Here is an 18,226-nt window from a genome sequence, read left to right as displayed (position 1 = left end):
GGTATCCTTTGCCGATGCTTAAAGTCGTGTTTGCTCTCTCCCTGGTGTGCACCCTGCTCGTTCCGCTGCAAGCGGCTGCCCGCGGAACCATCGACAAGATCGAAATCAAAGGCTTGGACGGCGACGACGACGCCGAGATGATCGAGAACATCGAAGTCTCCCTGTCTCTTTATGAGGCTGTCGGCAAGGAGCAGGGCGAGTCGCGCATCGAGTATTTGCTGGCGCAGGCCGAGCGGCAGACGCGTGAGGCGTTGGAGCCGTTCGGCTACTACTCGCCGACCATCGAACTGGCCGCACCGCGCGAAGGCGACAAGGTCACGGTGGTGATCACGGTAGAGCGTGGCGAGCCGGTGCGGGTGCGGCAGTCGCATATCTCCATCACCGGCTGGGCCGAGCAGGACCGCTACCTGGGCCAGGACCTCAAGCAGTTCGAGCCGCACGAGGGTCAGGTCTTCAGCCACCCGCAGTACGAAGCCAGCAAGGTGCGCATCACCCGCCGCCTGGCCGAGCGTGGTTACTTCGATGCCGACTTCACCCAGCGCAGGGTCGCGGTGACGCGTGCCGAGCATGCCGCCGATATCGATTTGAACTGGGACAGCGGCCGCCGCTACGACATGGGCAAGGTGCACTTCGATTACGACTACTTCCGCGAAGGCCTGTTCGACCCGTTGGTGTACTGGGACGAAGGCAGCTACTACCACGAAGGCAAGCTGGATCGCCTGCGCGAGTCGCTGACCAAACTCGATTACTTCAGCACCATCGACATCCAGCCCAAGCCCGAAGACGCCGACGACCAGGGCCGCGTGCCGGTGGAGGTCAAGCTCACCCGCGCCAAGCGCACCGTCTACACCTCGGGCTTGAGCTACGGCAGCGAGAGCGGCGCCGGTGTGCGTGGCGGCGTGGAGCGGCGCTACGTGAATTCGCGCGGCCACAAGATGGACACGCAGCTGGACTACGCGCAGAACCGCAAGAGCCTGACCACCAGCTACCGCGTGCCGGCGTTCCGTTGGCTGGATGGCTGGTACACCGCCTCGGCGCGGCTATACGACGAACAGACCGAATACATCGACCTGCGCAACGTCAAACTCACCGGCAGCCGCAGTGGCCAGATCAACGAGCGCTGGAGCGCGATCGCCTCGATCAACGCCTTGCGCGAGCGCTGGCGTTTCAGCAGTGGCGACGATTTCGAAGGTGCGGTGTACGAGACTTCCACGCTGGTCTATCCGCAGTTGCAGGTGAACTACGTCAACGTCGACGACCGCCTGTTCCCGCGCAGTGGCGTGTCCGGGCAGGCGTTCATCCGCGGCGGTGCCGAAGGCGCCGGCTCGGACACCAACTTCGGCCAGGTCTACGGCCAGCTGCGCTGGTTTCTGGGCGCCGGCGACAACGGCCGGGTAATCCTGCGCGGCGAAGGCGGCACCACCTGGACCAGCGATCTGGTGGCGATGCCGCCGAGCCTGCGCTTCTTTGCCGGTGGCGCCAACAGCATCCGCGGTTATGCGTTCCGCGAAGTCGGCCCACGCACGCCCAGGCCGGACGAATTCGCGCTCGGTGCCAAGAACGTGGTCACCGCCAGCGCCGAGTACGAGCATTACCTCAAGGGCGGCCCGTGGGGCGGCGCGGTGTTTGTCGATAGCGGCAGCGCCTTCGACGACACGCCCGACTGGCATACCGGTATCGGCTTCGGTCTGCGCTGGCGCTCGCCGGTGGGACCGGTGCGCGTGGACATCGCGCATGGCCTGAACGACCCCGACTCGCAGTTTCAGCTCTATATCGATATCGGGGCCAACCTGTGAGCACGCCTACGCCTACGCCGCCGCCCGCGCCGCGCCGCGCGCGTTTCTATCGCCGGCGCCGGTTCTGGGTGGGCTCGGGCTTGACCGTGCTGGGATTGGTGCTGCTGGCCCTGATCGCGGTGTACTGGTTGCTGCAGACCGTGGCCGGGCGCGATGTGCTGCTGGCGCAGGTGGTGGCGCGCCTGCCGGTCGGCGCCACGTTTACCTACGGCAAGGTCGAAGGCCCGGTCGCCGGTCCGCTGACCTTGCGCGACGTCGATTTTCGTTATCAGGACATCCATTTCACCGCCGAGCGCGTGTATCTGGAACCGGACCTGCGCCCGTTGCTCGGCCGCAAGCTGCAGCTGGATGCGGTGCAGGTCAGCAATGCCACCCTGAATCTGGGCAAGAGCGACGAACCGTTCACGCTGCCGAGCTGGCCCGAATCGTTGCCGCAGATCAACGTGCCGCTGGCGATCCAGGCCGACAAGATCGCGGTGGACAACCTGCGTATCACCCAGTTGCAGCAGCCGATGATTGTCCTGCACAAAGTGCAGGGCGGGCTGGAAGTGGCGACCGGCGAGTTGCGCACGCGCAATCTGGTGGTCGACACCGACATGGGCGATTTCCGCCTGCACGGCGACTATGTGCCTAACGACGATTACCGCGCCGACCTCACCGCCACCGCCGTGTTGCCGGCCGCACGCGGGCGCACACCGGCCAGCCTGGGGCTAGTTGCACGCGGCGATCTGGACAAGATGGAAGTGGCCATCGCCGGCCGCGCGCCGGCCCCGCTGCAGGCCAGCCTGGTGTTTACCGGGCGCGACGCGCCGACCTGGGCGTTCAAGGCCGTCACCGATGCGCTGGATACCTCGCTGCTGATGCCGGCCACCAACGGGCAGTACGCCGCCCCGGCCACGCCGATCGCACTGAACCTGCAAGCCTCCGGCAAGGGCGGCGCCGCCGATCTGCAAGGCAGCGTCAAACAAGGCGAGCTGAGCGCCACGCTGCAGCCCTCCCATATCAGCCTGCTGGACCAGGTCATCACGGTCGAGCCGTTGGTCATCGACACGTTCGAAGGCCGCACCCAGTTGCGTGGTACTGCGGATTTCCGCGACACCCAGAATCCAAGCTTCCGTTTCGCGGTCAATGCCAGCGGCTTGCGCTTCACCCCGACGCCGGACCCGGCCACCCCCGATGCGCCCGCTGTGCCGGTGGAACTGGTCGATGCGCGTCTGGGTGTGGCCGGCACCTTGAAAGCGTGGGCGGCGATCGGTCGCGCCACGCTGGAACGCGACGGGCAACAGGCCGCGCTGGTGTTCGACAGCCGCGGCAACGATCAACGCGCGCAGCTCAAGCAGGTGCAGGCCAAAACCCCGGGCGGCTCGCTGGATCTCACCGGCGAAGTGGGCTGGACGCCGGAGCTGCAATGGGATGTCACCGCGCAACTGGCCAAGTTCGATCCGGGCTATTTTGCGCCGGGTTGGAACGGCAATCTGTCTGGCAAGGTCGCCTCCAAGGGTCGCCAGTTGCCGGCACCGGCCGGCGGCGTATCGCCGGGGTTCGAAGCCACTGCGGATATTCCGACCCTGACCGGCCAGCTGCGTCAACGCGCGCTGTCGGCCAATGGCAAGTTCGCCCTGCGTGGCGAACAGGGCGAGGGCGAATTGCAGCTGTCTCTGGGCAATAGCCGCATCAACGCCAAGGGCAAGGTCGGCGACCAGCTCGACATCGCCGCGCAACTGCAGCCGCTGCAGCTGGACGATGTGTTGCCCGGCGCCACTGGCACGGTGCGCGGGCAATTGCAGGTCAGCGGCCGTCGCGACGCGCCCGACATCACTGCCGACATCGTCGGCAATGGCTTGCGTTGGAACGACTACAGCGCGCAGAGCATCAGTTTGCGTGGACGGTTGCCGTGGCGCGGCAGCGATGGACAACTGGCGTTGCAAGGCACTGCCATCGAAGCCGGCGTGGTGCTGGACAGCGTGCGTGTGCAGGCACGTGGCGCGGTGGAAGCCTTGCGCCTGGATGCCGACATCGCCAACAGCATGGCCAGCGTCGCCTTGCAGGGCGATGTGCGCCGTAACGGCGAGCGTTGGCAGGGCCAGGTCGGCACGCTGCGGATCGCACCGGCCAAGGGCGCTGCGTGGGCGCTGCGGCAGCCGGCGCAGTTCAGCACCGACGGCGCGGCATTTACCTTGTCCGATACCTGCCTGGGCGCCGCCACCGGTGGCGCGTTGTGCGCCAGCGCCAACTGGCCGCGCGAAGGCATGGTGGTGCACGGCGATGCATTGCCGTTGTCGCTGGTGCAACCGTGGTTGCCCAAGCAGCAAGGCCGGCAGATCTATCTGCGTGGCGAGCTCGCGCTCGATGGCAGCTTCAAGCCGCGCGGCAATGCGTGGGAAGGTTCGTTCCGGATCGCCTCGCCCGAGGGTGGTATTCGTCTGGGCGAAACCCGTTATGCGGCGGTGGCCGGCAATCCCAATCGCGGTGAGTTGCTGCGCTACGACCAATTCAGCATGCAGGCCGATTTCAACCCGCAACAGATCCAGGGCAAGCTCGGTATTGGTTTCCAGGGCGCCGGCTTTGTCGATGCCAAGTTCAATACCGGCTGGGATGCATATGCGCCGCTCAACGGCGAGCTGTATCTCAATATGTCGCGCCTGTACTGGCTGGAGCTGGTGATTGCCGATGTGGTGCAGCCCAAGGGCCTGGTCGAAGGCCATGTGAGCCTGCGCGGCACCCGCGACAAACCGCTGCTCGGCGGCGATGCCACCTTGAGTAACTTCACTGCCGAATATCCCTCGATGGGTTTGACCCTGAGCGAGGGCAAGGGCCGCTTCGACGCCTTGCCGGATGGCTCGGCCAAGATCACCGCATCGGCCAAGTCGGGCGAGGGCACGCTCAACATCGACGGCGGCCTGTCGTGGTTCGGTACCACCACGCCGTTGCTGCTGAATATCCGCGGCGAGAATGTGCTGGCCTACAACACCAGCGAGTTGCGCATCATCGCCAACCCGGACATGCAGTTCGGCATCACCGACAACACCATGCAGCTGCGCGGCAAGGTCACCGTGCCCGAAGCCGACATCGACCTGGAACGCCTGGATCGCGGCACCTCGGTATCCGAAGACGTGGTGGTGCTGGACCCGGTAGATCCGGAAGCCGCACCGGCCTCGCCGCTGGATATGGACCTTGCCATCGTGCTCGGCGACAAGGTCAACATGAGTGGCTTCGGCTTGAAGGGCGGTCTGAGCGGGCAGATGCAGATCCGCGCGCGCCCGGGCCGCGAAATGACCGCCAACGGTGGGCTGGATGTGCGCGGCCGCTACAAGGCCTATGGCCAGGATCTGACCATCAGCCGCGGCCAGCTGACCTGGAACAACAACATCGTTTCCGACCCGCGCGTGAGCCTGCGCGCCGAACGCAAGATCGGCGATGTCACCGCCGGTATCGACGTCAGCGGCCGCGCAGAATCGCCACGCGCGGATGTGTGGTCGGAGCCGGCGATGTCGCAATCCGAAGCACTTTCCTACCTGGTGCTCGGCCGCGGCCTGTCCACCGCCAGCAGCGACGAAACCCAGCAGGTCAGCGCCGCCTCGGCGGCCCTGTCGGCCGGCAGCAGCCTGATCGCCTCGCAGATCGGCGCCAAGCTCGGCCTGGACGAAGCCGGCGTCAGCGAATCCAGCACCGTCGGCTCGGTGGTGGGCTTCGGCAAATACCTCTCGCCCAAACTCTACGTCGGTTACGGCGTCTCGATGGTCGGCAGCGGCTCGGTCCTGACGCTGAAATACCTGCTCAGCCGCGGCTTCGACGTGGAAGCCGAATCCAGCACGGTGGAGACCAAGGGGTCAGTGAATTGGCGGCGAGAGAAGTAGCGCGGCTCCGCTTTGTCATTATGAAGTGCGCGTGCTTGTAGAGACGGTTGGAGCCAGCAGCTGCTGACCTCGTGAAGCCAGCTAATGGCGGTACGCCAGGTGTTGGTTTGCACGGTTCGGGTGTCGCTGACGAAGTGATGCCAGACAGTTTATGTGTGAGCGGGTCTGCCTCGAGTTATTACGCGTTACCGTTCTTGGGCATGGCATTACGCACTCTTTATGCCGGGACACCAAGGCGCGGATAGTGCCTTTATGCCGGGCAGATCTACCTTGGCACTCCCGCACAGTGGTGCGTTGAGCCAAACACGATGTGTATCCTGATTCTGCAAGGTCCTCAGGCTGATCCGGCACCGTTGGTGCCGATGCAGTTGCCTGAGTGTGCTGGCCGTGCGCTGCGTACGTTGGCGTGTGTCGATGTGGATAGCTTGATCGCCGAGTTGCATGCGGCCGGTGGCGATGCGGAGGTGGAGTTGGTATTGCTGGATTCGGGCGATCTTTCGCCGTCCAAGCATGCGCTTGGGCATGCAAAGGCATTGCGCGCGGCATTGGATGCGTTGCCCACGCCATATATCGAACTGCATACCGATGCGGCGCAGGAACTGGAGCCATGGCTGCATCCGCAGCACGCACCGTTGGCGGTGGTGATCACGCCGCACGATGCGCCGCGTGCGTATGCGATGTCGCTGGGGATTGCCGCGCGTTGCTTGCCAACCTTGCGCGCGCCATTGCGCGCTGTTGCCTGAGGGGCTGACATGTCGATCATGATCGTGCGTGGGCCGGAGGCGGCGATGCCGCTGGTGCGTGGTCCGCAGCCGTTGCCGCGTGCCGTCATCCGGCAATTGGTGGCATGCGCGGGGGATGCGGGCAAGACGGTGGCGTTGCGTGCTTGCGGATCCGAGCAGGAGTTGCTGGATGCCTTGCGTGTGGCCGGTCAGGCACGGATGGAAATCGCCTTGATCGATCCGGGCAGTTGCGTGGACAGCGTGCGTCTGCATCGCGTGCTCAGCGCGCTGCCATATCCGTTTGTGGAAGCCCACGACGATAGCGTGGACCGGCCGGAGCGATGCCTCCCGGAAGGGTTCGGGCAGCGCATTGCGACGGTGCGCGGTTACTGCGCGCAGAGCTATCTGCTGGGGTTGGAAATCGCGCTCGAACATCTGGGCTGCACGGAGATCCGGGGCGATGTCCACGTCGGTACCTGAGCTGCGTCAGCTGCATTATTTCGCCGACTACGAGGGCTATTGCGACGGTCGGCCGGTGCTGTGGGGGCAACTCGCCCACAGCGTGGAGGTGCCTGCCGATGGCGTGCTGGATGCCGCCGGATTGGTGTGTGCGTTGCGTCGTCGCGCGGCGGAGGCGCACGGGCTGGAAGCGGGACAAATCCGCTTATGCCAGGTCACGCGGCTGTAGCGGCGTGTTCCCGCCACACACAACGACGCCACCCGAAGGTGGCGCCGTTGTTCTGCCGTGACTAGCCGTCATTCAACGCAATTCACGTGTGTTGACGCTTACTTGGCTGCGCTGCTGTCCGGTACGAACTTGATCAGCTGGTTGCTGGTTGCAGCGGTGCCGAAGTTGAAGCGGCCGTAGCCGGCGCCCCAGTAAAGCGCGCCGTCCGCAATCGCCGGCGAGCTGATCACCGAGCCGGCAGCGTCGTAGTTCCAAAGCGTGGCGCCTGTGTCGGTGTCGAGTGCGACCATGTTGCCGGCCATCGAACCGGCATAGAGCAGGTTCGGCGACACCGTTAGCGAGCCCTGGCCGCCGGCCGGCACGGTCGGGTTCACGCGGTTGATGCCGGGCACCTTGACCTGCCACTTGATCTTGCCGGTCGCTGCATCCAACGCCGCCCACGAACCGCCATTGTGACGTTCGGTATTGGCCGGCCCCAGCGTATAGCTGGCGTTGGAGCTATTGTTGATGGCCACATAGACCTGCGACTTGTACGGGTCGAACGCGGTGCCCCATTCGACGCCGCCGGTGGTGCCGCCCGGGCCGACCTGGGTGGACCACACCTTGGCCCCGGTCTTGGCGTCGAAGGCCCAGTAGATGCCGCTCTTCTGCCCGGCGCCGATCAACTGCTGCGGCTTACCGTCGCGCCACACGGTGAACAGTTGCACGCCAGCACCGCCGAAGTCGTAATCGGGACCGGTGAGGTTGGTTGCCTGGGTGTTCGGGCACAGGCCATTGGTGGGCGCGACGATGCAGGACAGATTCCATGCGTCGTAGCCCTGCGCGCGATTGGCCCAAACCAGCTTGCCGGTGTCCAGGTTCAGCGAGATCACCGAGTCGACGTAATTGTCCGGCGCCATGCAATCGAGCTCGTCCTGCACGGTGAGTTCGCTGCCGCGGTAGGAGCGCGCGTTGGACACGCAATTACCCACGCTGGCGGGAATGTTGTAGTTGTTGCCGGTGCCGAAATACAGGCGGCGGCTGATCGGATCGATCGCCACCTGGCCCCACACCGATGCGCCGGTGTAGCCCTCGGGCAAGTTGTAGAACTGCCACAGCTTCTTGCCGGTGTTCAGATCCAGAGCCACCACGCTGCCGCGGAAGCTGAAGGTGTGGGTCGCGTCGAGGTTGCCCCAGTCGCCGGAGGACACGGGCACGTAAATGCGGTTGCCGTAGATGACCGGCGACGAGGTGATGCGCGCCTGCGGGTTGGCTTCGACGGTACTCGACCACAACAGCTTGCCGGTCTTCTTGTCGATCGCCAGTACGGTGCCGGCAGCCTGGTCGCCCACGATGATGCTCTTGGCGCTGATGGCCGGCGTATTACGCGTCACAGAGTTGGCGTTGCCGGTGTAGTCGGACAGTTTGGCCTGCCAGTTCGGCTTGCCGGTCTGGGTGTCGACGCTATACAGCGTGCCGCCCCAGTCGGGGACGTAGAGCGTTCCACCTTCCACGCTCGGCGTGGCCGAGATGTCGCCGGTGGTGGTCAAGGTCCATGCGGGCTTGAGTGTCTTGGCGGTGGTGCGATTGATCTTCCACTCGCCCGGTGCGAAGCGCGAGTTGAAATAGCCGCCACCAGCGCTGGGCCAGCTGCTGGGGCTTGCGAACGGAAGGTCGTTGCCGAAGCTGCGCCAGACCTGGCCGGAGCGCGCGAACGCCTGGGCATCCAGGGACGACACCGGCTGTTGTGCGGTTGCGGGGCTGGACTGGGCGAAAGCCACTGCGCTGGCAAGCAGGCAGGGAACGAGCGTCAAACTGCGAAATCGCAAGCGGCGAATAGAGTTGGTCATCACGGCATGTCCATTGATGGAAGGAAGCGCTGGATCCCCCCGGATCTGCCGACTGAAGATGGCCGATTGTGGTGACCGTGCAACACAGGCGCGCCGCCGCATTCACGCAACGGTCGGGTCTGTTTGCATCTGGTGTCACCAGCTCGAAAAAATTGCGTTCACCGCGTTCGGTATTCGCACAAATGGTGATGATTCATCACTATTTACGCGTGCTGCGATAGGGAAAATGATTCGTCGAGGCGATTGGTATTTCCATACAGAACAGCGGTCTGCAAAAAGTAACCAGGAAATTTTGCGCCACCTTGTGTGGTGGATCACATACGTGATTTGAGCAGCGATGTCTGCTCGATGCGCAGCAATATCTGGCCGAATGGTGATTGTGCGGAGCGCTTGGCGCGATCGAGCTGCGTGTCATCGCTACAAGCCAACCGCCTAGCGCGGATTAAGCCCCTCTCCTGTGGGAGAGGGGTTGGGGTGAGGGTACGGGGCGAAGCCACTCGGGAGCCTGGATTGCGAGGCTTCGCACGTACCCTCATCCGCCCCTTCGGGGCACCTTCTCCCGGAGGGAGAAGGGCACAGTCAGGTCCGGCTGCGTGATCCAGCGCATCACGCGCGTTGAGGCAAATGCGCAGCTTTCTGCAGTGCATCAGGAGCGATCAGCGCCAGCTGCGCGATCGCATCCTGCACCACCTCCGGCACCGTCGCGTCCACATCCACCGACACCACGTCCGCTTCATCCAGCGGCAGTTCCAAGGTCTGCAACTGGCTGTCGAGCAAGCTGGGCGGCATGAAGTGGCCGGCGCGTGCGCTCAGGCGCGCAGCGATGACGTGCGGGGCCGCATGCAGGAACACAAAGCGCATCGGCACGCCGCTGCGGCGCAGCAATTGGCGGTGGGTACCGCGCAAACCCGAGAACGCCAACACCACCGATTCGCCCGCATGTACACAGTCGCGCAAGGTGGCCGACAGCAACTCTACCCACGGCAAACGCATCGCATCGGTGAGCGGTTGGCCGGTGGCCATCTGCGCACGTGCGGCTACGCTGTGATAGTCGTCTGCGTCCAGAAAACGATAGCCATAGTGGGCTGCCAGGGCCTGCGCAATGGTGGTCTTGCCGCTGCCCGAAACACCCATGACGACGATGGCCAGGGGCGAAGCGGACGCGGGTGTGTGGGTTGCGGCGGTGTCCATCACGTCAGGTTATATCTCCGGATCGATTCGGCATGTTGCCGGATTCCACGTTGGCGGCAGCCGATGCGTGGTGTAGCGTCGGCGCTCCTCGCCAGGTGAGCGGCCGCCCAGCGTAACGGCGCGCTCGGCCAGGTTCAACGCACTCCAAGGCCAGCCGATGACGTCATCCCCTGCAACGTCTCCTGCATCGGCGCGCCTGCGCTGGCGCGAAAAACTGGGCTACGGCGGCGGCGATCTGGGCCTGAATCTTTACTGGGCCAACATCTCCGCGTTCTTGCTGATTTTCTATACAGACACCATGCATCTGCCGGCGGCGGCAGTGGGCACCATGATTTTGCTGACCAAGATTGCCGATGCGATCGCCGATCCGGCGATGGGCGCATTGGCCGACCGTACGCGCAGCCGCTGGGGCAAATTTCGCCCGTATCTGTTGTGGGGCGCAGTGCCGATGGCGGTGACCGGCGTGCTCGCCTACACCACGCCTGCGCTGGATCAGAACGGGCGCATGTGGTGGGCCACGATCAGCTTTCTGGTGATGATGCTGGCCTATACGGTGGTGAGCATTCCGTACTCGGCGTTGTCGGGCGTGATCACCGCCGACAGCAGCCAACGTACCAGTCTGATCAGCCTGCGTTTCATTGCGGCCTTTGCCGGCACCACCTTGGTCAATTACTGCACGCTGGATCTGGTGGCCTGGTTCGGTGCCGGCAACGATGCGCTGGGATGGCAACGCACGATGATGCTGTACGGCGCGGTGGCGGTCGCACTGTTCGTCACCGTGGCCTTGACCACGCGCGAGCGCGTGCAACCGCCGCCGCAACAACGCACGCCTGTGCGGCAGGACATTGCCGATTTGCTGCAGAACAAGCCGTGGTGCGTGCTGTTCGTGCTGTCGCTGATCATCATGATCACCATTGTCATGCGCGGTGGTGCCGGCGTGTACTACCTCAAGTACTACGTGCAGCGGCCGGAGTTGACCGGGCTGTTTCTGGGCGGGTATTCGGTGGCGTTGGCGGTGGGCGCGGGCATCACCCCGTTGCTGACCCGGCACTGGGACAAACGCCGGCTGATGACCACGCTGATGGCGGTCGTTGGCGTGTTGAGTTGCCTGATGTTTTTCATTCCCGCCGATGCGGTGTGGGCGATCTTTGCGCTGAACATGTTGATCGGTCTGGCGCTGGGGCCCAAATCGCCGCTGGCATTCTCGATGTATGCCGACACCGCAGACTACACCGAGTGGCGCACCGGCCGCCGTGCGACCGCGATGACATTCGCGGCAGCTACGTTTTCGCAAAAGCTGGGCGGTGCACTGGCCTCGGCCGGCATCGCCTGGGTGCTGGCCGGCATGGGCTATGTGGCCAACAGCGCGCAGTCTGCCGGCTCGCTGACTGGCATCGTGCTGCTGCTGACGGTGATCCCCGGCGCGGTCGCGTTGCTGGCGGCCTGGACCATGCGTTTCTATCCGCTCGATGATGGCTTGTTGAGTCGCATCCAGCACGAACTGGCCGCGCGCAAGCGCGACGAACAGGAGCATCGCTGACCGTGTCTGCAACGTCCATTGCCGATTCCGAAACAACCTCCAACGCCGAAGATCTTTCCACGTTGATGGCGCCCAGCGCCGACGGCGCGCGTTATGCGCTCTACAGCCCCATCGCGATGCCGAACGCGGGCGGGTTTTTGTGGAATCGCCGCATGATGCTGCAGCTGACCTGCCGCGGCTATGCCACCGGGCAGTTCATGCAACCGGAGCCGGCCAAATATGCGCATGCGCCGCTGCTGGAAGCGCGCAATTTCATGATGCCCGAGCAACCGTACTACGCGCATCACCCTGGGCGTTTCTTCTACCTCAAGGACGAAGAGACCGGCGCGCTGTATTCGGTGCCGCACGAACCGGTGCGCGCGTCGCCGGAGCAGTTCGAGTTTTCTGCCGGCAAGCATGATGTGCGTTGGCGTGTGCGCCACGATGGCATCGTGGTGGAGCTGTGCGTGGCGTTGCCGACCGACGATGCGGTGGAGTTGTGGGAATGCCGCGTGCACAACATGTCCGGGCGCACGCGCAGGCTGAGCCTGTATCCGTATTTCCCGATCGGTTACATGTCGTGGATGCATCAGAGCGGCGCTTATGAGCCGGCACTGAGCGGCATCGTCTGCCGCAGCGTGGCGCCGTATCAGAAGGTGGACGATTACTTTCGCCAACGCGATTTCAAGGACTGCACCTTCCTGCTGCACGAGCAGCCCCCGGTGGCATGGGATGCGCAGCAGATGGCATTCGAAGGCGAGGGCGGTCTGCATGCGCCCTCGGCCATCCAGGCCGAGCAGCTGGGCAATAGCGATGCGCACTACGAAAACCCGGCAGCTGCGTTGCAGTATCGGCTGACGCTGGAAGCCGATGCGGCAAGCGTGTATCGCTTCGCATTCGGGCCGGCCAAGGACGATGCGGAAATCGCCGCGCTGCGTGCGCGTTATCTGTCCGAAGCCGGCTTTGCCGCCGCCGCGCGTGACTACGCGCAGTATCTGCAGGGCGGGCGGGGTTGCGCGCAGATCGCCACGCCCGATCCGGCCCTGGACAACCTGGTCAACCATTGGCTGCCGCGGCAGGTGTTCTATCACGGCGACGTCAATCGCCTGACCACCGATCCGCAGACGCGCAACTATCTGCAGGACCACATGGGCATGGCGTATCTGCAGCCGGCCACTGCGCGCGCGGCGTTATTGCACGCGCTCTCGCAGCAGGAACCCAGTGGCGCGATGCCGGACGGCATTTTGCTGGTGGAAGGCGCCGAGCTGAAATACATCAACCAGGTGCCGCATACTGATCACTGCGTGTGGTTGCCGATCTTCCTGAGCGCGTATCTGGCAGAAACCGGCGATGCCAGCGTGCTCGATGAAATGGTGCGCACGCACGACGGACACGCGCTCAGCGTGGCCGAGCGCCTGGATGCGGCGATGCAGTGGTTGCTGGATGCCCGCGATGCGCGGGGTTTGAGTTTCATCGCGCAAGGCGATTGGTGCGACCCGATGAACATGGTCGGCTGGCGCGGCAAAGGCGTATCCGGCTGGCTCACGGTGGCCACCGCGTATGCGTTGCGATTGTGGTCGGGCATCTGCGCCGCGCAAGGCCGCACTGCGCAGGCAGAAAAATTTGCGCAGGCAGTCGAGACGGTCAACGCCGATGCCAATCGCGAGTTGTGGGACGGCAGCTGGTACGCACGCGGCATTACCGATGATGGTGTGCGCTTCGGTATCGCCGAGGATGTGGAAGGACGCATCTATCTCAATCCGCAGAGCTTTGCGCTGCTGGCCGGCACTGCCGATACGGCGCAGCGCGAGGCATTGTTGGACGCGGTGCGCGAACAACTGCACACGCCATACGGGCCGATGATGCTGGCGCCGGCTTATACGCAGATGCGCGACGACGTGGGACGCTTGACGCAGAAGTGGCCGGGCGCGGCGGAGAACGGCGCGGTCTACAACCACGCAGTGGCGTTCTATCTCTACAGCCTGTACCAGATCGGCGAGGCCGATCGCGCCTGGGAGATTCTGCGCGCGATGCTGCCCGGCCCCACCCGCGAGGACGCGCTGCAGCGAGGTCACTTGCCGGTGTCGCTGCCCAACTACTATCGCGGTGCCTGGCACCAATACCCGCGTACGGCCGGACGTTCGAGCCAGTTGTTCAATACCGGCACGGTGGCCTGGGTGTATCGCTGCGTGCTGGAAGGTTTGTTTGGCCTGGTCGGCGAGGGCGACGCACTGGCGATCCGCCCGCAGCTACCTTCGCACTGGCCGCATGCCCAGGTGACGCGCCAGTTCCGTGGCGCGCAGTTCGAGGTGACGCTGACGCGTGAGCCGGAGCGCACGCAGGTAGAAGTGGCAGTAGATGGCGCTCGCTGCCCGGACCAGCGCGTGCACGGCATCGTCGCCGGGCGTACGTATCAGGTGCAGGTGCGCCTGCCCGGCTAGAGCGATCAACAAACTGTAGCTAGCGCCTGCCTGAGGCTGAGCGCAGTTTTTTGTTATCTGCATCTTATTGGATGCAGTCAAAAGCCTGGTTAGTCGAGTGCGCGGTGCCCTTACCGCTCGCGGGACACGCCGCAAGTACGTCCATGTAGGCTCGGTGGCGGCATCCATGCCGCCACACGGTCCCGCAATCGGTAAGGGCACCGCACCAGAAAGTTTGCAGGTTGCTTTGTTGAAAGCCTGCCTATTGCTCTGCCTGCAGTGAGAAGCTGATCGGACGCGCCGTTATCCAAACAACGCACGTCATGCATTGCTTGCACCATGCACACCGACCATCTTGACTGGTCCTTGCCCGCCCACCGTCGCGGGACCTTACGCGGCATGGATGCCGCGTAAGAGCCTACATGGACGTACTTGCGGCGTGTCCCGCGATGGTGGGCGGGCAAGGGCCCTACAGCCAAGCTGCAGATCAGCCGCCCTGCAGCGAAACCCCCAATCCCCAATCCCCACTGCGTAAACTCCCAGGCTCGCACCGCACCGCCTAGGACACCCATTGGTCTCGAGCTGGATCCTGCTGCTGGTCTCCGTCGGCTATGCCGCGCTGCTGTTTGGCGTGGCGTGGTGGGGCGATCGCCGTCCGCTGTACCCGGAGCGGCCATGGCTGCGCCCCGCGGTCTACAGCCTGGCGCTGGCGGTCTACTGCTCGTCGTGGACCTTCTATGGCGCGGTCGGTTCGGCGGTGCGCAACGGCATCGGTTACCTGCCGATCTACCTCGGCCCGCTGCTGTTGCTGCTGTTCGGCTGGCGCATCATCGAGCGGCTAGCGCTGATCGCCCGCGCTGAAAATACCGTCTCCATCGCCGATTTCATTTCCTCGCGCTACGGCCGCTCGCGGCGGCTGGCCGCGCTGGTGGCAGTGATCGCGCTGGTTGGCATCGTTCCGTATCTGGCGCTGCAGTACAAAGCGGTGGCGATGAGCCTGGAAGTGCTGACCGGGCATAGCAGTGCCGGGCGCGGCATCCTTGCCGATCCGGCGTTGTACGTGGCGCTGTTGATGGCCTTGTTCGCGACCTTGTTCGGCACCCGCCAGGTCGATGCCACCGAACACCACCGCGGCATGATGCTGGCGATCGCACTGGAGTCGGTGATCAAGTTGATCGCCATCGTCGCGGTGGGCCTGTTCGCCTGGGTGTGGCTGAGCGACCACCAGGTGCCCATCGCCGACTCGGCGCGCACCTTGTTCGAGCACACCCCGTCGGTGGGCTTCATTTCGCAGACCTTGCTGAGCTTTCTGGCGGTGATCTGCCTGCCGCGCCAGTTCCATGTGGCGGTGGTGGAATGCAGCGACGTCGGCGACATCCGGCGTGCGCGCTGGTTGTTCGGTGCGTACCTGGTGATCATCTCGGCGATGGTGGTGCCGATCGCATCGGCCGGCGTTGCCTTGTTCGGCAAGGGCAGCACGGTGGTCGACGACGCGGTGGTGCTAGCGCTGCCGCTGAGCCAGGGCAACACCGTGCTGGCATTGGTGGCCTATGTGGGCGGGTTCTCGGCCGCCACCGGCATGGTGATCGTGGCCAGCATCGCGTTGGCCACCATGGTCAGCAACGACCTGGTGATGCCGGTGCTGCTGCGCCGCCGCGGCAGCGCCGATGCGCGCGCGGCGGTGGCCTCGCGGGTGCTGTGGATCCGTCGCGTCGCCATCCTGCTGCTGGCGCTGGTTGCCTATGGCTATCACCGCAGCGTGGCCAACGACACCACCTTGGCGGCCTACGGCCTGATGGCCTTCGCGGCGGTGGCGCAGTTCGCGCCGGGCGTGATCGGCGGGCTGTATTGGCGCGGCGCCAGCCGCAAGGGCGTGGAGACCGGCATGGTGCTGGGCTTTGCGACCTGGATCTACACACTGCTGCTGCCGGCCGCCACGCGTGCGGGCTGGTTGCAGCCGGAGTGGCTGGTGGACGGCCCGTTCGGCATCGCCTGGCTGCAGCCGCAGCAACTGTTCGGCATGCGTGGCTGGGACCCGCTGGCGCATGGCACGTTCTGGTCGCTGCTGATCAACGTCGGCGCGATGATGCTGGTGTCGGCGCGCTGGCGTCCGGGTGTGGACGAACGCTTGCGCGCGGCGCCGTTCCTGGACCCGTATGCGCAGCGTCCGGCGGTGGCCGGCGACTGGCCCGGCCATGTGCGCGTGGCCGACCTGCAGGCGCTAGCCGAGCGTGTGGTGGGCGAGCGGCATGCGCACCGCGCCTTCGTCGACCAGGCGGTGCTGCTGGAACGCGAGCTGCAACCCACCGTGGTGGCCGATCGCGCCTGGGTGCAATTTACCGAGCGCCTGCTTGCTGCTTCGATCGGCGCCGCCTCCGCGCGCCTGGTGCTGACCAGCCTGTTGCGCGGCTCGGGCATGGAGCTGGGCGAGGTGGTGGCGGTGCTGGACGAAGCTGGTCAGGAGCTGCGTTTCAATCGCGAAATCCTCTCCACCACGCTGGAAAACATCAGTGCCGCGGTCAGCGTGGTCGACCCGGAGATGCGCCTGACCGCGTGGAATCGTCGTTACCAGCAGCTGTTCGGGTATCCGGACGGGATGCTGTATGTCGGTCGCCCGGTGGCGGATCTGATCCGTTACAACGCCGAGCGCGGCGAGTTGGGCGAGGGCGATACCGAAGACCAGATCGATCGCCGTATCCGCCATATGCGTGCCGGCTCGCCGCATGTGTTCGAGCGCACCCGCAGCGATGGCAAGGTGATCGAAATGCGCGGCCAGGCGCTGCCGGGCGGCGGCTATGTCACCAGTTACAACGACATCACCGACTACAAACGCGCCGAGCGCGCGCTGCTGGACGCCAACGAAAACCTGGAACAACGCGTGGCCGACCGCTCGCGCGAGGCCGAGCTGGCGCAGCAATCCAAGACGCGCTTTCTGGCTGCGATCAGCCACGACGTGTTGCAGCCGCTCAATGCCGCACGCCTGTTCGCCTCGGCCTTGCGCGAGAGCCATCAGAACAACGAAGAACAACGCCATCTGGCCGAGCGTGTGGATGCCTCGCTGCGTGCGGCCGAGGAACTGCTCGATGGCCTGCTCGACGTCTCGCGGCTGGATGCCGGCGGCTTGAGGCCCACCGTCGAGGACTTCGATGCCAGCGCGCTGATGCACGAACTGGCTGCGCAGTACGCACCGGTGGCCTCCAGCCGCGGCCTGCAGTTGCAGGTGCATAGCCGCGCGTTATGGGTGCGCAGCGACCGCCGCCTGCTGCGCCGGGTGATGCAGAACTTCCTCGCCAATGCGCTGCGTTACACACGCCAGGGCCGCATCGTGCTTGGCATGCGCGGGCGCGGCGAGCAGGTGGAATTGCAGGTGTGGGATACCGGTCCCGGCATTCCCGAACACCATATGCGACAGATCTTTGAAGAGTTCCGCCGCTATCAGCAGCCGTTCGACTGGGGCGAGCAGGGCTTGGGCTTGGGTCTGTCGATCTGCCAACGCATCTCGCGTTTGCTCGATCACGATCTGAGTGCGCGCAGCCAGGTCGGCCGCGGCAGCATGTTTTCGATCCTGTTGCCGCGCGTCGCTGCAGTGCCGGTGGCGCCGGTCGTGCCGGTGGTCGCCACACGCGCCCTGCCCAGCGGCGATTCGCTGGCCGGATTGCGCGTGCTGTGCGTGGACAACGACCGCGAAATTCTCGACGGCATGTGCGCACTGCTCGGCCGCTGGCAGGTGGAAGTGATCACCGCCAGCACCGTGGACCAGGCGCTGGAGCGCGCGCGCGAACAACCGGATCTGATGCTGGTGGATTACCACCTGCACGACCGGCTCGATGGCCTGGACACGCTGGACGCGGTGCAGGCCGCCGCAACTGCGCCGATCGCCGGCGCACTGCTCACTGCCGACGGCCGCGACGAACTCAAGCAACTCGCGCGTGCGCGTGGCTATCGGTTGCTGACCAAGCCGGTGAAGCCGGCCTCGTTGCGTGCGTTCTTGAGCGCGCATCACGATGCGAAAAAGCGCTGAGCCAGCGCATCGCGTGCAGCGCCGCGATATGCAGGGTTGCACGCGGCATTGTCAAAATGCGGCAATGCCTCTCGCGCGGCTAGCAAGGCCATGCAGCGTAGGAGCGGGCGTGGGCGCGCGGGGGGGGTTTTCTTAAATGTTATAATCCCCGAACCCCGCTCCAAACAAAAAACCCAGCCCTTA

Annotated in this window: 10 protein-coding genes; 8 read left to right on the top strand and 2 right to left on the bottom strand. The window is 64.9% G+C overall.

Features of this window, described 5'->3' with window-relative positions; translation table 11 throughout:
* Positions 1–14 precede the first annotated feature (14 nt).
* The 5 genes from ABS769_RS11730 (at position 15) to ABS769_RS11710 (ending at position 7,063) form a co-directional block, all read left to right on the top strand.
* Positions 15–1,796 (top strand): autotransporter assembly complex protein TamA, encoded by a 1,782-nt coding sequence (locus tag ABS769_RS11730; protein WP_115039126.1) that lies wholly within the window; start codon positions 15–17, stop codon positions 1,794–1,796.
* Complete coding sequence (locus tag ABS769_RS11725; protein WP_317062241.1) at positions 1,793–5,653, top strand: translocation/assembly module TamB domain-containing protein; 3,861 nt, start codon at positions 1,793–1,795, stop codon at positions 5,651–5,653. The genes ABS769_RS11730 and ABS769_RS11725 overlap by 4 nt, the downstream gene beginning before the upstream one ends.
* A 308-nt stretch (positions 5,654–5,961) precedes the next feature.
* Positions 5,962–6,396 carry a hypothetical protein gene (locus tag ABS769_RS11720; protein ID WP_317062240.1) on the top strand — a complete coding sequence of 145 codons (435 nt, stop codon included), beginning with the start codon at positions 5,962–5,964 and terminating at the stop codon, positions 6,394–6,396.
* Between the two features lie 9 nt (positions 6,397–6,405).
* Positions 6,406–6,855: a 3-dehydroquinate dehydratase gene (locus ABS769_RS11715; RefSeq protein WP_176341126.1), complete on the top strand. Its 450-nt coding sequence runs from the start codon at positions 6,406–6,408 to the stop codon at positions 6,853–6,855.
* Positions 6,836–7,063 carry a hypothetical protein gene (locus tag ABS769_RS11710; RefSeq protein ID WP_006449106.1) on the top strand — a complete coding sequence of 76 codons (228 nt, stop codon included), beginning with the start codon at positions 6,836–6,838 and terminating at the stop codon, positions 7,061–7,063. The genes ABS769_RS11715 and ABS769_RS11710 overlap by 20 nt, the downstream gene beginning before the upstream one ends.
* Positions 7,064–7,161: 98 nt before the next feature.
* Here ABS769_RS11710 and ABS769_RS11705 read toward each other — a convergent pair whose 3' ends face one another.
* Together ABS769_RS11705 and ABS769_RS11700 are read right to left on the bottom strand one after the other, a co-directional pair.
* Positions 7,162–8,892 carry a PQQ-binding-like beta-propeller repeat protein gene (locus ABS769_RS11705; RefSeq protein ID WP_350498165.1) on the bottom strand — a complete coding sequence of 577 codons (1,731 nt, stop codon included), beginning with the start codon at positions 8,890–8,892 and terminating at the stop codon, positions 7,162–7,164.
* Positions 8,893–9,498: 606 nt separating this feature from the next.
* Entirely contained in the window at positions 9,499–10,083 is a 585-nt protein-coding gene (locus ABS769_RS11700; protein ID WP_350498164.1) for a gluconokinase, read from the bottom strand.
* 157 nt (positions 10,084–10,240) lie between these two features.
* Here ABS769_RS11700 and ABS769_RS11695 point away from each other — a divergent pair, with 157 nt between their 5' ends.
* The 3 genes from ABS769_RS11695 to ABS769_RS11685 all read left to right on the top strand — a co-directional run bounded on the left by ABS769_RS11695 (position 10,241) and on the right by ABS769_RS11685 (position 18,043).
* Positions 10,241–11,623 carry an MFS transporter gene (locus ABS769_RS11695; protein WP_046932188.1) on the top strand — a complete coding sequence of 461 codons (1,383 nt, stop codon included), beginning with the start codon at positions 10,241–10,243 and terminating at the stop codon, positions 11,621–11,623.
* Positions 11,624–11,625: 2 nt separating this feature from the next.
* Entirely contained in the window at positions 11,626–14,043 is a 2,418-nt protein-coding gene (locus ABS769_RS11690) for a GH36-type glycosyl hydrolase domain-containing protein (RefSeq protein WP_430544170.1), read from the top strand.
* 550 nt (positions 14,044–14,593) lie between these two features.
* A complete protein-coding gene (locus ABS769_RS11685; protein WP_317062237.1) occupies positions 14,594–18,043 on the top strand; it encodes a PAS domain-containing hybrid sensor histidine kinase/response regulator in 3,450 nt (1,149 codons plus the stop codon).
* Positions 18,044–18,226 lie beyond the last annotated feature (183 nt).

Origin of the sequence: Xanthomonas hortorum (assembly GCF_040279205.1) — a bacterium.
Classification (GTDB): domain Bacteria; phylum Pseudomonadota; class Gammaproteobacteria; order Xanthomonadales; family Xanthomonadaceae; genus Xanthomonas; species Xanthomonas hortorum_F.
The sequence above is the reverse complement of the archived record's forward strand: the minus strand, read 5'-3'. Positions and strand labels throughout refer to the sequence as shown.

Coding starts and splice junctions, on each gene's coding strand:
- ABS769_RS11705 (WP_350498165.1), bottom strand. CDS start 8,892: ATGACCAACTCTATTCGCCGCTTGCGATTTCGCAGTTTGACGCTCGTT.
- ABS769_RS11720 (WP_317062240.1), top strand. CDS start 5,962: ATGTGTATCCTGATTCTGCAAGGTCCTCAGGCTGATCCGGCACCGTTG.
- ABS769_RS11715 (WP_176341126.1), top strand. CDS start 6,406: ATGTCGATCATGATCGTGCGTGGGCCGGAGGCGGCGATGCCGCTGGTG.
- ABS769_RS11730 (WP_115039126.1), top strand. CDS start 15: ATGCTTAAAGTCGTGTTTGCTCTCTCCCTGGTGTGCACCCTGCTCGTT.
- ABS769_RS11710 (WP_006449106.1), top strand. CDS start 6,836: ATGTCCACGTCGGTACCTGAGCTGCGTCAGCTGCATTATTTCGCCGAC.
- ABS769_RS11700 (WP_350498164.1), bottom strand. CDS start 10,083: ATGGACACCGCCGCAACCCACACACCCGCGTCCGCTTCGCCCCTGGCC.
- ABS769_RS11695 (WP_046932188.1), top strand. CDS start 10,241: ATGACGTCATCCCCTGCAACGTCTCCTGCATCGGCGCGCCTGCGCTGG.